Genomic DNA, 14688 nt, shown 5'->3' with positions numbered 1-14688 from the left:
GTAACAAGACAACAAGCAGTCATGGGAAAGTACAGTATTAAAGAAGTGGAACACCTTTCGGGCATCAAAGCGCACACGCTGCGTATGTGGGAACAGCGTTACGGCATAGTGCAGCCCAAGCGCACCGGCACCAACATACGTTATTATGATGATGCAGACCTGCGCCGCCTGATGAACATAGCCCTGCTTACCAAACACGGCATGCGCATATCGAAAGTGGCCAAAATGAGCGATGAGGAATTACAAGAAGCCGTTCTACAATTGGAAGCACAGAACAACGGGCAAGAAGAGACCATCAATGCACTGGCACTGGCCATGTTGGAACTCGACGAATACCGCTTCGAGAAGGTGCTCTCCACCGCTATTGTAAAACATGGCTTCGACAAAACCTTTCTTGAAATTGTGCATCCTTTCATGAAGCGCGTAGGGCTTTTATGGCAGACGTCGGCTATCTGCCCTGCCCACGAACACTTTATTTCCTGCCTTATCCGGCAAAAACTGATAGTGGCCATAGATGCACAGGCGGTCAATCCCCGCTCTGACAAAGCCCGTTTTTTGTTGTTCCTTCCCGAAGGCGAATGGCATGAACTTACTTTGCTTTTTTCTCATTACCTCATCAAAAAACAGGGCTTTCCGGTGCTTTATTTGGGGCAGTCGGTGCCTATGAACGACGCCGTGGAAGCTTACCGCCAATGGCAGCCCGAATACCTTCTGACAGTCATCACGACACATCCCCCCATCAAAGAAATGCAGGCTTTTCTTTATGAACTTTCCGAAACTTTTTCGAAATCAAAAATGCTTATCACGGGACATAATGTCGTAGGACAAGGTTGGGACATGCCCGACAACCTTCATTTGCTCAATAAAATAGAAGACTTGGTTTATTTTCTGGAATCCATTGCATGATACGCCAACTATTGCTTTGCTTGTTTTGTATGAGCTTGCTTGCCGGTTGTGCAGACAGTAGCCGGAAAGTAGAACAAGAGAGCATGCGCTTTAAAACCACCGACGCCAGCCGTTTGTATTTTCACAATGTGCGTTCTATTCGCTACCACATAGAAGAAATTGGGAAAGACCGCATGCAACTATGCCGGCATAAGGATTTTTTAGATGCACCTTTGCCGCTTTATCCCGTAATTGCCAACAACTACATGTATGATGAAGCCTACATTGTGCATGAAATGGCCGACTCGCTGCGCCAAAGTGGCGCCTTTTTGCTTGTGGGCAATCCTGCAGGCGATACGCTTTCGTTGGATTTGCGCACTCATGAAGCCCACTACCGTTTTGCACAGGCGCTTTACAACGCCATTGTAGAAGACTTGCCGCTGCAAATATGTGTGCAGAGCCGCTGCCATAGCTTTCTGAACGATAAAGACATGCGCAAAACGGTACGTCTGGTCTATAGAGATTACTTTCGCCTGGTGCAGCTTTTCAAATAAAAAAGCAAAGAGAAGCAGGACTTCCTGCCTCTCTCTCTTACATTCACCGGCTGTGTATTGTTTTTTTATTCATCATCAGTGACGACGGTGCTGTCGTCGCCATCATCTATCACAAGGTTTTCATCCTCGCCGGCTTTGATATCGATAGGCAGCTCCCGGCCTTGCAGCAGTTCTGCACGAATTTGTTGTTCCAGCTCGTCGGCGAGTTCGGGGTTGTCGCGCAGCAATTCAATCACTTTTTCGCGCCCTTGTGCCAGCTTGGTGTCGCCATAAGAATACCAAGAGCCGGACTTTTTCACGATGCCAAGCTGCTCTGCCAAGTCGATAATTTCGCCCAGCTTCGACACTCCTTCGCCATACATAATATCGAACTCAACGGTTTTAAAGGGGGGCGCCACCTTGTTTTTCACTACTTTTACACGCGTGCGGTTGCCCACTATCTCTTTGTCCTTTTTGATAGAGCCTATACGGCGAATGTCAATCCGCACACTGGCATAGAATTTCAAGGCATTGCCCCCGGTTGTGGTTTCAGGGTTGCCAAACATCACGCCTATTTTCTCGCGCAGCTGGTTGATGAAGATACAGCAGCAGCTGGTTTTGCTGATGACACCGGTAAGTTTACGCAAGGCTTGGGACATCAAGCGGGCTTGCAAACCCATTTTGCTGTCGCCCATTTCGCCCTCCAACTCGGCTTTGGGCACCAAAGCCGCCACCGAGTCCACCACAATAATATCAACGGCACCTGAACGAATCAGATGCTCCGTGATTTCGAGTGCCTGCTCGCCGCTGTCGGGCTGTGAAATCAGCAGGCGTTCGGTATCGATGCCCAATTTTTGAGCATAAATGGGATCAAAAGCGTGCTCGGCATCTATGAATGCTGCAATGCCGCCTTGTTTTTGGGCTTCGGCAATGGCTTGCAGGGCCAAGGTGGTTTTACCCGAAGACTCCGGTCCGTAGATTTCAATAACGCGACCACGGGGGAAACCGCCCACGCCTAAGGCAATATCGACCATAAGCGAGCCGGTAGAGATAACCGGTATATCCATTTTTTGGTTATCGCTCAGGCGCATCACTACCCCTTTGCCATAGGCTTTTTCCAGTTGCGCTATGGCATTTTGCAAGCTGGCTAATTTGGGGTCGTTGGTTTGTTCGTCTTTTTTCTTTGCCATGGTTGTATGTATTTATCCTTGGTTTTCAGTTAATAAAACAAATATAAGGGCTTACTCCTTCTTTTTTATGCGGACTACGCAAAACGGCGCTGCCACTCTTCGGCAATTTGTCCTTCATTGAGCCATACGCCCCGGTCTGCCATTTTTGCGAGCTCTTTGTGGTGTGTTACGATAATAAAAGCGGTGCGAAAGTCATCGCGCAACTTCAAAAAGAGTTCATGCAGATGAACGGCATTGGCTTCGTCGAGGTTGCCGCTGGGCTCATCTGCCAACACAAGACGGGGCCGGTTGACCAACGCCCGTGCTACTGCCACGCGTTGCGCTTCGCCCCCCGAAAGCCGCCCGGGTTCGTGGTGTGCTCTATGTGCCACGCCTAAGTATTCAAGCAGATGGGCTGCCCGTTCATAGGCTTCCGTTTTGTCCATGCCTTGAATCAGGGCAGGCATGGCAGCATTTTCCAGCGCCGTAAATTCGGGCAGCAGGTTATGAAACTGAAACACAAAGCCCAGGTCCTGATTCCTGATTTTATTGAGCTGCTTGGCAGAAGCCCGGTGCAAGGGCTTACCGTCGAGCAGCAACTGCCCGCGGTCCGGGGTGTCGAGGGTGCCCAAAATATGCAACAAGGTGCTTTTGCCTGCGCCGGAAGCACCCATTACCGAAAGCACTTCGGCTTCTTGCAACTCCAGATGCACGCCTTTGAGCACCTGCACATTGCCGTAAGATTTGTGTATGTCGATGGCTTGTAGCAACATAAACTGATATTTGTTTCAAGTTACACCAAAATGAGCAAAAGAAAAAGGACTGCCTTGCGGCAGCCCCGAGATATGGAAAGCAAAACACTTCAAAGAACTTACTTTGCATAGTTGATAGCCCGGGTTTCGCGAATCACGGTTACTTTTATTTGCCCGGGGTACTGCATTTCTTGCTCTATCTTTTGTGCTATTTCGAAAGACAGCATGCTTGCCTGCTCGTCCGATATGTTTTCGGCATCGACCATGACGCGCAGCTCGCGGCCGGCCTGCAAGGCGTAGCACTTGTACACACCATCGAAAGAAAGCGCCAAGGCTTCCAGGTCTTTGAGGCGCTGCAAGTAAGACTCCATCACTTCGCGACGCGCCCCGGGGCGTGAGCCGGAAATGGCATCGCAAGCCTGCACGATGGGGGCTATCATGGTAGTCATTTCTATTTCGTCGTGGTGTGCCCCAATGGCATTGCACACATCGGGATGCTCTTTGTATTTCTTGGCAAGTTCCATGCCCAAGATAGCATGTGGCAAGTCGCTTTCTTCGGGATACACTTTGCCTATGTCGTGCAGCAAGCCGGCACGTTTTGCCATCTTGGCGTTCAAGCCCAGTTCGGCAGCCATGATGCCACAGAGTTGAGCCACCTCTTTTGAGTGCTGCAACAGGTTTTGCCCATACGACGAACGGAAGCGCATGCGCCCTACCAACTTGATGAGCTCGGGGTGCAAGCCATGGATGCCTAATTCGATGGCCGTGCGTTCCCCTATTTCTATGATTTCTTCTTCTATGTGTTTTTCTACTTTGGCCACCACTTCTTCAATGCGGGCGGGGTGTATGCGTCCGTCTTGTACCAAACGGTGCAAAGACAGGCGGGCTATTTCGCGCCGTACGGGGTCGAAGCCCGAAATAATGACTGCTTCGGGGGTGTCGTCCACGATGATTTCCACGCCGGTGGCTGCTTCCAGCGCGCGGATGTTGCGTCCTTCGCGTCCAATGATTTTGCCCTTGAGCTCATCGGACTCCAAAGGAAATACCGACACGCAGTTTTCAATGGTATGGTCGGTAGCCGTGCGCTGAATGGCTTCCAGTATGATTTTCTTGGCTTTCTTGTTGGCGGTAATTTTGGCTTCTTCCAAGATGTCTTTGATGTAGGAAGAAGCTTTGGTTTGTGCTTCGGCTTTCAATGATTCCAGAAGCTGCGCTTTTGCCTCCTCGGCAGTCATGCCGGCAATTTTTTCCAAGCTTTTAATTTGCTGTTGCAGCAAGCGCTCGGCTTCCTCGCGTTTTTTGGCGATCACCTCGGTTTGCTGGCTCAAAGAGCTTTCGAGTGCTTTGAGCTCGGCTTCTTTGGCTTTGATTTGCTCAATTACTTTATTCAGGTTTTGCTCTTTTTGTTTGAGCTTTGCCTCATTGTTGAGCAATATGTTTTTCTTTTTGGCTACCTCCTCGTCAAATTCTGCTTTCAACTGCAAGAACTTCTCTTTGGCAGCCAATTCTTTTTCCTTGCGTATGTTTTCGGCTTTGGTTTCTGCCTCACGCAGGATTTGCTCGGCACGTGCTTGTGCTTCTTCTTCTAACTTTTGAGAGGCTTTTTTGAAAATAGCCCTCCCGATAAGGACTCCACCGCCCAATGACAGCGGTATCAACATCCAATATAGCCATTCCATAACATTACTACTTTTGAAGGTTCTACCATATAATGCCCTTCAATAGCGCAATGCGTGGGAATGGGAGGGATTGACTGTCAGCGGATGGCTTTTTCGGAACGCTGCAGGGTGAGGTCAACGATTTCTTCTAAGGAATTAATTTTTGATAGAATCAGGTCTTCACAGGCTTCTAAAGCTTCTTTCAAGTTTTCTTTTTCCATAGAGCAGTCCACGGCATAAATAGCCAGCAGGTCCTGCGAGTCGGTCACCCCGTAAACGTCCTTATAGTGCTTCAGTTGTTGGTTTATTTTTTTGCCCACCGCCCGTAAGCGTGCTTCATCCTCGCGGTCCACCTCCATAGGATAAGACCGCTCGGCAATACGCAGGGTGATGGGTAATTTTTGACTCATAGTCAATATTTTATTTTAAGACAACAACTTGATACATTTATCTATTTCCGCGATATATTCGTCAATCTTCGCTTTTAGCTCCTCCGCATCCTTTGCATCAGGCGCTATTGAAGCAACAATTTTACTAATTTTATATTGATTTTGAAAGTTAATTAGTTCCGTATTTAATCGTTTGACTAAGTCTTTCAACTTATTATTTTCTTCTTTGAGCTGCTTATTTTCTTCCAATAATATTTCATGTGCTGCTACCAATTGCAGCACTTTTTCTTCGAACAGTTCGATTCGCTGTAATATTTTATCGTAATTTTCCATTCATTTCTTATGCACTATTCGCGAATAACGGCTCCCAGCTCTTTTTTGTAAGCGTCCATCAGCTTCTGCATGGTTTTGTCTATAACCTTATCTGTCAATGTTTTGGTTTCATCTTGCAGAATAAAGCTGATGGCATAGGATTTTTTACCTTCGCCAATATTATTGCCTTCATATACGCTAAACAGGTTGATGTGTTTCAGAAGTTTGTTTTCGGTACGCCAAGCAAGGGCTTCTACTTCTTGCCAAGTGACTTGTTTATCGAGGACGAGCGAGAGGTCGCGGCGCACAAACGGGAATTTGGGCAGCTCCCGGGCAGTGTAATCATCATGGTAGTGGGCGGTGAGCCAATCCCAATCCACATCGGCAAACCACACTTCTTGTTTGATGTCAAGCATGCGGGTTATCTTGGGTTGTACCAAGCCGGCGGTTGCCACGGCATGCCCCTCTACCAAATAGCGGATGCCATAGCCCCACTGATCGGCGGGTGCCGCCGCTTTGGTAAATTTATTTACACGCATGCGCTTCAACAGGCGCTCAACGATGGTGGCCAAGTCGTGATATTGAGTAGCTTGCGTGGCCTGTGACCAGTGTTCTGGGTGGCGATTACCGGTTATCCATATACCCAGCCGCTCTTTCTCGCCATAGGCTCCATCGGTAGTTTGGAAATATACTCTACCAAACTCAAATATCTTTTGATATTTGCGCTGCCGGTTCAGGTTGTGCGCTATGACTTCCAGTCCGGAAAACAGCAGGGAACTGCGCAGCACACTAATTTCTTCGCTGGTATAATTGAGCATGCGAACAGGCTGCCCCCATGCCGATTCGCTGAGCCGCCCGGCATAAGCAGGCTTGGTGAGTGAGTTGGTAATGACTTCGTACAGCCCTTGCGATGCCAGGAAGTCTGCTATAGTATCTTGCAGGTGCTTTTTGTCTTGGGCAGGCGCCGGAAATGGCGAAATAAACGACGTATGCAAATGCTCTGACAGAGGCACGCGGTCGAAGCCATAGATACGAAGCACTTCTTCGGCAATGTCGGCAGTGCCGGTTACATCCACACGGTAGGGCGGTACACTCAGCGCCATGCCTTCTTCTGTTTCTTCTTCTATGAGAATGTCGAGGCCGGTTAGTATGCGCCGCACTTCTTCTTTGGGAATCTCTATGCCCAAGAGGGTAAACAAACGCTCGTATTTCACAAAGAAGCGGCGGTTCTCAATGGGCTGCGGATACACATCTACTATTTGAGCTGCTGCCTTGCCACCGGCAAGTTGTGTTATCAAATAAGCGGCACGTTGTAAAGCTACGAGCACCATGTTCGGGTCGGTGCCACGCTCGAAACGGAAAGAGGCGTCGGTTTTCAGGGCATGTCGTGCCGAAGTTTTTCGTATGTAGGTTGGGTTGAAATAGGCACTTTCCAAAAATACGCGCCGGGTAGTGTCTTGAATACCGGAATGCAAGCCCCCCATCACACCGGCCATTGCCAGCGGTTTCACTGCATCGCAAATCATGAGGTCGTGGGCAGAAAGTTTGCGTTCTTCTTCGTCTAAGGTAACAAAGGGGGTACCTTCGTCTAAGGTCTTTACTATGATTTTGTTGCCTTCGATACGGTCGGCATCGAAAGCATGCATGGGTTGCCCCAGCTCATGCATCACATAGTTGGTGACATCCACCACATTGTTGATGGGCTTAAGCCCGATGGCTTTGAGGCGCTCTTGCAACCAAGCCGGCGAAGGGGCTACTGCAACGCCTTCTATCAACAAGCCTGCATAGCGGGGACAAGCTTCCGGGTTTTCTATTTCCACGGAAATGGGCGAAGGGGTTTCGGGGAACGTCTGCTGAACAGGCGGCATTTGTATGGGACGGCCCAAGAGGGCTTTCAGGTCGCGGGCTACGCCCAGATGCGAAGCCGCATCGGCACGGTTGGGGGTTAGGCCTATTTCAAGCACAGTGTCGCGATAAGGCTTAAAAAATTCGGCGGCAGGTGTTCCGTTGGGCAAGTCGGTATCGAGCACCATAATGCCTTCATGACTGCTGCCCAAACCTATTTCGTCCTCGGCACAAATCATGCCTTCCGACACTTCGCCACGTATTTTGGCTTTTTTGATTTTGAATGGTTCGCCTTCCTTGGGGTAAAGCGTAGCGCCTACCAAAGCTACTACTACTTTTTGCCCTTTGGCCACGTTGGGCGCACCACATACAATGGGCAAGGGCTGCTCCCCTCCCACATCTACCAAGGTTTTTTTCAATTTATCGGCATTGGGATGGGGCTCACACTGCAGCACTTCGCCTATAACCAGCCCTTCAAGGCTGCCGGGAATGGCTTCATACGAATGCAGTTGTTCCACTTCCAAGCCGGCATGCGTGAGTTTTTGGGCAATCAGTTCCGGGCTTTGATCATCTATTTCGATAAAGTCTTTAAGCCATTGATAGCTAATTTTCATCGTATTAATTCAATTTAACCGTTTTACAATATAGGTATAATCCGGTCAAATTTACGTATTTTTTCCGGCTCTTTTATGTGAAGCAGCTTGTACAATTCACAGGCTTTTTGCAGCTTTAAGCTTCAATGTGTTGTGATGATTTAATTTTTCCGGGAAATGAACAGCATTTTTTCAGTAGCCTTGTTTTTGCCGGTGGCTTATTTATTGGGCTCCATACCTTCATCGGTATGGATAGGCAAGCGTTTTTTTGGGGTAGATGTACGCAAACATGGTAGCGGTAATGCCGGTGCCACGAACACCTTCCGTGTGTTGGGCAAAAAAGCCGGCAGCATCGTGCTTTCGCTTGATATATTGAAAGGTTGGGTGGCTACTCAATTGCCGGTGTGGCTGCATACGGAAGTGGACATAGACCGCCTATTTTTATGGCAGATGGCATTTGGCTTGTGTGCTATCTTAGGGCATGTGTACTCCGTTTTTCTGAATTTCAAAGGGGGAAAAGGTGTAGCTACTTCTTTGGGAATGGCTATTTCTCTGCACTGGGGCGCTTCGGTGATAGCCGTGGTGGTATTTTTGGTGGTGTTGCTCTTGAGTCACTTTGTGTCTTTGGGCTCTATGTTGGCTACTTTGACTTTTGCCTTGGTGGTTTCTTTTGACCTGCTGGGAAGCACCAGCCTTTATTTCAAATATTTTGCCTGGCTGATGGTAGCGCTGGTTACTTATACGCACCGCAGCAACATCCGGCGTTTGCTTCAAGGCAATGAAAACAAGGTATATCTTTTCAAATCGAAGAAGTCAGCGCGTGAGTCGTAGGTAGCTTTGCCGGGTTTTGTAGATGGCCATATGACGGCTGTCTTCTTCTGTCCAGGGGTAAGGGCGGATGGTCAACTCCGGAGCGGTTTTCAATTCCAACAGGAAGCTGTCATCACCGGTCAGGGCTTGCAGTAGTTCTGCCAAGAAACGGCAACAAGCCAGCGGCTGACGCACCACTTGCTCTTCGGTGAAGCGCACGACTACCCATCCTTTATCTGTAAAAAAACGGTTGCGCCGGTCATCTGCCCCTATATAGTGCGTAGGTTCACCATGAGGCAAGCTATAGGGCTCATCTATTTCTACGTCAATCCACAGGCCGTGGGGTTCGTAATACAGCACGAAGTCGGGAAAATAGTGGTCATCTTTAATCCTAAGTGCCAAGTTATCGAATACGCATCCCGGGAAATAGCGTTTTAAATACTTGAAAAAATAGGCTTCGCTGCTTCCGCGCTGCGGCTGATGGCTCAGGCGCTCCGGCGCATTCGCACCATAATAAGACGAAGGCAAAAATACTAAGGGATAGCGTTCGTTATCTGCTTGCCATTGTGGCGAAAAATGCTTGTTTGCCGGCTTGATGTCGCTGCCACGAAAGAAGCGCGCTGCCAACCATAAAAGAAAAAACAAAATTAGGATACTAAGCAACATAAGTACGGTGGTGATTCGTAAAGTTGGGTTTTTGATGCGGGTAATTTAAAGAAAAAGTGTTTTATAAGCTGTATGAGCAAGTGAGGGCTACACTATAAGGTTGTTTAAAGTTAAAAAATTAAAAAGAGCGAATGCCAACTTTCTTTTTGTTTTGTAAAGAAGAAAGAAATAAATAGTATTCGCTCAAAAAGATATGGTATTAAACAAAGATATAATAAAAAAGAGATTTGCCCGCATTGAACGTTCGGCAGAAAGAATAATGCAAAAGTTCAAGCTTGGCAAATTGTCAGTGCGATACTGTATCGTTTAAAGACCGGTTGTCAATGGCGGGAATTGCCGGTAAAACATTTTTTCAAAGTGAAATACGGTTGGCAAAGCGTGTATTACCATTATCGTAAATGGAGCATGGACGGCAGTTGGGAAAAGGTATGGAATAAGCCGGTACACAAGTATGCAGGCAGCTTGGAATTATCTTGTACGGCACCTATACACCGGCTAAAAGAGGAGGCAAATCGGTAGGCTATCAAGGGCGTAAAAAAAGTAAAACAACCAATATGTTATTGCTTACCGACAGTCAAGGCATTCGGTTGGCTGTCAGCCGGCCAATGGCAGGAAACCATCATGATGCATATAAGTTAAATGAGCATTTCAACGATATGCTACAAAAGTTAGAAAAATCGTGCGTTCCGACACAAGGGTTGTTTCTGAATGCGGATGCAGGTTTTGACACAAGGGAATTTCGCAAGCTTTGCAGTAGTCGTGAAATCATCGCCAATATTGTAGAGAATGGCAGAAAATCAAAAAGTAAACAAGGAAAGTATATTTTTGACCGCTTGCTTTACAAATACAGATTTGTCATTGAAAGAATCAACGCTTGGTTAGACGCTTTTAAGGCGATTTTAGTCCGTTTTGAAACCAAAGATGAAACTTGGAAGTCCTTGTGGTTATTGGCTTTTACCGTAATTTTACTCAGGAAACTTTAAACAACTTCTAAGTCAATGTGTAGCAAGAAGTCATTAAAACCGAAATAGCAAAAACAAATGCTAAATTTAAAAAAAATTTCTTCATACTTTTTTTAATTTAATTTTCCCTACTCATAAGGCTTTTCGGTTTCACCCCGTTTTTTAAGTGGTTTCTGGTCTCCACCTTGAAAGTTCAATATTGTTAATCTAATTCAATTGGGTGGTCAGCCCTTTTTTAACCATTGTCATTTTTCTAAACTTGCCCATAACGGTAAAGTATAAATGCAGTAGCGGATTAAACTCTCTTAATTATCTGCTTACAAATGACTTTAAAAACAAACAACCACTTTGAATTTAGCATTAAACCCGCTATTGCATTTATACCTTGTTAGGTGTAGTTTTTTTTATTCCAAGGTAAATATTTCCAAATGATAAAATTCCATTAAAAATAATTATTGCTAAATTTAAATTTTTATTAGCATCGTAATTTTTGAAATATGCAATTGATGTACAAAATATTACTGAATAAATGATGTAAAGATTTCTGTTTCCTTTTCTAAATGGGATAGAAATTAAAAACAGGAAAAATATATCAATAAACCGACTGTCAATCAACTCTAAACGTCTGATAATTAATGTTGAAATAGTTAGAATTGCAAAGTAAAATGCAATTAGTAAATTAGATTTTGTGTTCATAATATTATAAAATTAATGGTGTTAAATAAACTTCTATTAAAGATGAAAAGACTATCAAACTAATTACTTTTTAAGAGAATATTTTTATCCGGTAAATCCTACATATTAATAGCTCACCAAATCCTATTATTGATATTAAATGTTTAATATTTTTTTCCCATTTTCATCTATGATGATTTTTTGATTGTCAAAAGTGGTCACTAATGCATAGCCGTTATAAAAAGGCTCTATCATTAAATACCTTTGGGAATATAATTCCATCCCTTGTTTATTGATATGAAACCAACCTTTTTTATCCTTTGCAATAGCAAATCCTTTATGAAATACGCCTAAATCTAAGAAACCTTTTTCATTCAAAAATTTTCCTTGTGTGTTAATATGCCTAAAAAGCCCATCGGAGCATTTTACGCAAGCATAGCCATCTTTGAAATCCCCTGCATATAAATAATTTTCTGAATAAACTCTATTCCCCTCTAAGTCAATGTGAAAATAAAAATTTTGATGATTTCTGACGGTGCAAAGGTTTTCTTGAAAATTACCTGCCCACGCATAATTTTGTGTATAAACGCGTTGTCCTTTCTCGTTGATATGAAACCATTCATTGGCTTTTACGACTGTAGCACGGTTGCAATAAAAACCAAATGCTCTGTCATACCGCTCGGGATACAATGGAGTCCCGTTGATTAGAATATGATACCAACCTGTTTCGTCTTTGACAGGTGCTAATCCCGGTTCGTGGAATTTTAATACGTTCAGAAACTTTTTATTAAAAAGCGGCTTCCCTTCATAAAGAAAATGAGTATTATCTTCTGATACTTTAATTTCTTTCCAATTCATATTTTTTTGAAAATTAAAATAGTTTGTAACTCGTTTAATGGCATTTCGTTATCTAATTGAAAGCCTGTACTTTCGCAAAGTTCAACATATTGTTGAGCGGTTCTTTCATAACTTTCACATATAGCTAACATATTCAATGAAAGCAAAGACAAATCAATTTTGATTTTATCAGAACAATTTTCAATAACATACAGAACACCTTTACTGTACAAGGCTTCGCAGCAGTTTTTTAAGATAAGTTTGGCTTTTTCGTCGTTCCAATCATGTAAAACTCTTGATAAAACAATGGCATCTGCTTGAATAGGAATTTTTTCGAAGAAACTTCCCCCAATTTTCTTGATATTAGAAATAGTTACGTTCTGTACGACTTGGGGCAAATCAAACAAAATACATTCAATACGAGGATTTTTTGTTTTAATACCTTGTAAAAGGGCGCCATATCCTCCGCCAACATCCATTATTGATTGGTACTGACTAAAATCTATTATATCGGGTAAATTCTTGTAGTCATCTCTGGCGTATTCATACATGGCTTTGTGATAAGTATCTAATTTTTCTGGGTATTGATTGAGGTAATCAAAAAAGGGCTTTTGATATAATTTTTCAAAGGAACTTTTTCCTGTTTTGATAGAGAATTCCAAGTTTTGCCAAGCAGTTAAGTGCTCTGCACTCCAGAGCATACAGGCATATTTTAAACTTTCAGGATTTTTTTCTGTAAGCAATTCCGATAAATCATTTATTTTGAATAAATCTTCTTTTTTATCTAAAAAACCGATGTGATGTAAAGAATTCAATAATAAAAGCAATGCATTTTCATTCCAAGAGTGTTCTGTTGCTAATTGTTTTGCAGTTTTATATTCTTGCAAATGGTCAAACAAATCAAGTTTACAAGCTGTACTAACTGCCATATATTTCCAATGTTCTGTAAAGAATGATTTAAGATTAATCTTAGTTTCCATTTAATAGCTTATATTTCAGTTGTTCAATTTGTGTTTCATGGAGTCCGCAGTCCATCAAATAGGGTACAATTCCTCCATGTTCATTGATGATATTCAACACCATTTCTAAACGATAAGGTTTAACATCAATTTCACTTGCCAAATAATCGGTATATATTATTTCCATAGGTGTATCTACGAGCAAATGAAGTAAAGAGACAAAAATACCAGTCCTATCTTTTCCTGCAAAACAATGAACAACAACCGCATCTTCTGCATTAATAATTGCTTCAATTGCTTTCTTAATTTTATCCTTACATCCGATTATGAAGAAACGATAAGCAATTTCTTCATTTGTACCATAATTATACTTTTCCTTAAACCATTCAGGTTGGTTCCAAGGGTCTAATTGTGCCATAACATAATTAATTTTCGAAAGAGTGTTATCATTATAGGGGGACTCGGCAATTTCTTTGTCTGCTCGTAAGTCAATAATAGTTTTAATATTCTTTTTATTGAGTAATTCTTGAAAGCGACTTTCATTCTGAAATAAACTCAATGTTGCACTTCGATAAATAACTCTACTTTTGATTTTTGGATTATAAGTGCTTATATCTCTAAAATTCCAAAAGAAATCACGTTCATAAATCCATTCTAGAAGTTGTTCTACTTCATCTTGTTTTTCTTTGTTTACAAGCGTTTTAATGGACGAATAAAAAAACTCTAATAATTTTCTCTTTTGGACATTTGCTTCAGGTAAATATAAAGTCCCTTTTAACTCATAAAAAGGATTTCGTTCTTGCTCCGTTAGTGAATTGACAACAAAATATTTTGGTAAAAAATTATATTTAATATCTCCTGTTGAAAGATGCTTAAGTTGTACAGCCACATGCAAAGCAATATTATAGAAAAAATAAAACTTATAGGCATCACTTCTACGGTGCATCGCTGAACAATTCTCAAATTCATAAATAAATTTATCTATTAGTTCTAATGCTCTATCATATATACCTTTCTTCTCTTTCTCAAGATTATAATTTTTAGTTATTGTGTGCAGATAATTCCTGATTTTTTCCTCCCAATAGTTATTTGCAAAAAGGATAGTTTGTTCAATGTTTGTAATTTCTGATCCTAGATAGTTTCTATTGATTTCGTCAATATCATTACAAATTTGAATTTCAATTTTAGGTTGATGGTTAAAATAAGCTACAATTTTATTTTTCAAAATCACATGTGTGATATAACGAATTTTATCTTTGAATTCATTTTTCAGAATATCAACTAAATTTTCAGCTTCAAAACTCCCATCTACCAAAATTTGAATATCAATATCTGAATTTGGATTTGCCTCGTTTCTTCCAAATGAACCGTAAAGTAAAGCTACTTGAACTCCTTTATGACTAGAAAATATGGCTCTCAATCTTTCAATTGTTTCAAGCTGCCTCATATCAATCATGTTATTTGAAATTTATTAATAAGGCTTAGCATGTTAAAGTTTTTTAGATGCAAAAAATATGTATTACTTGTTATGTTCTGAAAATCTGCATCATCACAGATATTTATCACAAAATCATCTAACCAATATTCACTTAAGGAGCATATATTTTCTGGTAAAACAGACTTCCATAAGAGTTCATCATTAG

At 42.8% G+C, this 14688-nt stretch carries 15 protein-coding genes; 5 read left to right on the top strand and 10 right to left on the bottom strand.

The features are described 5' to 3' along the window. Window positions 1-21 precede the first annotated feature (21 nt). Both K384_RS08200 and K384_RS08195 read left to right on the top strand, forming a co-directional pair. The gene (locus tag K384_RS08200; RefSeq protein ID WP_038031397.1) at window positions 22-906 is read left to right on the top strand and encodes a MerR family transcriptional regulator; all 885 of its coding nucleotides are present in this window, start codon (window positions 22-24) and stop codon (window positions 904-906) included. Further along, window positions 903-1439 carry a hypothetical protein gene (locus K384_RS08195; RefSeq protein WP_038031271.1) on the top strand — a complete coding sequence of 179 codons (537 nt, stop codon included), beginning with the start codon at window positions 903-905 and terminating at the stop codon, window positions 1437-1439. Before K384_RS08200 ends, K384_RS08195 begins: the two co-directional genes overlap by 4 nt. A 65-nt stretch (window positions 1440-1504) precedes the next feature. On the opposite strand, the gene recA is transcribed toward K384_RS08195, so the two are convergent. From recA to pheT, 6 genes are all read right to left on the bottom strand, one after another. Then, window positions 1505-2608, bottom strand: a complete 1104-nt coding sequence (gene recA / locus K384_RS08190; protein ID WP_051633253.1) for a recombinase RecA — start codon at window positions 2606-2608, stop codon at window positions 1505-1507. Between the two features lie 74 nt (window positions 2609-2682). Continuing rightward, window positions 2683-3360, bottom strand: coding sequence for an ABC transporter ATP-binding protein (locus K384_RS08185; protein WP_038031269.1), 678 nt, complete (start codon window positions 3358-3360; stop codon window positions 2683-2685). Between the two features lie 98 nt (window positions 3361-3458). After that, window positions 3459-5018: a ribonuclease Y gene (gene rny / locus K384_RS08180; RefSeq protein ID WP_038031266.1), complete on the bottom strand. Its 1560-nt coding sequence runs from the start codon at window positions 5016-5018 to the stop codon at window positions 3459-3461. A 77-nt stretch (window positions 5019-5095) separates the two neighbouring features. Then, on the bottom strand, window positions 5096-5407 hold the full coding sequence (locus K384_RS08175) for a cell division protein ZapA (RefSeq protein ID WP_038031264.1): 312 nt from the start codon (window positions 5405-5407) through the stop codon (window positions 5096-5098). Window positions 5408-5422: 15 nt separating this feature from the next. Then, window positions 5423-5719, bottom strand: coding sequence for a hypothetical protein (locus tag K384_RS08170; protein ID WP_038031262.1), 297 nt, complete (start codon window positions 5717-5719; stop codon window positions 5423-5425). Between the two features lie 14 nt (window positions 5720-5733). Next, on the bottom strand, window positions 5734-8157 hold the full coding sequence (pheT, locus tag K384_RS08165) for a phenylalanine--tRNA ligase subunit beta (RefSeq protein ID WP_038031260.1): 2424 nt from the start codon (window positions 8155-8157) through the stop codon (window positions 5734-5736). 156 nt (window positions 8158-8313) lie between these two features. On the opposite strand from pheT, the gene plsY reads away from it, so the two are divergent. Continuing rightward, entirely contained in the window at window positions 8314-8967 is a 654-nt protein-coding gene (gene plsY, locus K384_RS08160; RefSeq protein ID WP_038031258.1) for a glycerol-3-phosphate 1-O-acyltransferase PlsY, read from the top strand. Here plsY and K384_RS13405 read toward each other — a convergent pair. Continuing rightward, complete coding sequence (locus K384_RS13405) at window positions 8950-9612, bottom strand: PDDEXK family nuclease (protein WP_051633252.1); 663 nt, start codon at window positions 9610-9612, stop codon at window positions 8950-8952. The two genes, plsY and K384_RS13405, sit on opposite strands and share 18 nt — an antisense overlap. A gap of 282 nt (window positions 9613-9894) precedes the next feature. Here K384_RS13405 and K384_RS13680 point away from each other — a divergent pair, with 282 nt between their 5' ends. Both K384_RS13680 and K384_RS13675 read left to right on the top strand, forming a co-directional pair. Then, the gene (locus K384_RS13680) at window positions 9895-10131 is read left to right on the top strand and encodes a transposase (protein WP_084147168.1); all 237 of its coding nucleotides are present in this window, start codon (window positions 9895-9897) and stop codon (window positions 10129-10131) included. Then, entirely contained in the window at window positions 10086-10595 is a 510-nt protein-coding gene (locus tag K384_RS13675) for a transposase family protein (RefSeq protein WP_169737637.1), read from the top strand. Before K384_RS13680 ends, K384_RS13675 begins: the two co-directional genes overlap by 46 nt. A gap of 810 nt (window positions 10596-11405) precedes the next feature. On the opposite strand, the gene K384_RS08145 is transcribed toward K384_RS13675, so the two are convergent. From K384_RS08145 to K384_RS08135, 3 genes are read right to left on the bottom strand one after another with little or no spacing between them, the layout of a single operon-like run. Then, window positions 11406-12107, bottom strand: a complete 702-nt coding sequence (locus tag K384_RS08145) for a WG repeat-containing protein (RefSeq protein ID WP_038031254.1) — start codon at window positions 12105-12107, stop codon at window positions 11406-11408. Then, the gene (locus K384_RS08140) at window positions 12104-13066 is read right to left on the bottom strand and encodes a methyltransferase (protein ID WP_038031251.1); all 963 of its coding nucleotides are present in this window, start codon (window positions 13064-13066) and stop codon (window positions 12104-12106) included. The genes K384_RS08145 and K384_RS08140 overlap by 4 nt, the downstream gene beginning before the upstream one ends. After that, the gene (locus K384_RS08135; protein ID WP_169737636.1) at window positions 13056-14492 is read right to left on the bottom strand and encodes a tyrosine-protein phosphatase; all 1437 of its coding nucleotides are present in this window, start codon (window positions 14490-14492) and stop codon (window positions 13056-13058) included. Before K384_RS08135 ends, K384_RS08140 begins: the two co-directional genes overlap by 11 nt. Window positions 14493-14688 lie beyond the last annotated feature (196 nt).

It is taken from the genome of Thermonema rossianum DSM 10300, from assembly GCF_000426825.1.
In the GTDB taxonomy this organism is placed as follows: Bacteria; Bacteroidota; Bacteroidia; order Cytophagales; family Thermonemataceae; genus Thermonema; species Thermonema rossianum.
Note: the sequence above shows the minus strand (reverse complement) of the source record. Positions and strands in the feature narration are given on the sequence as shown.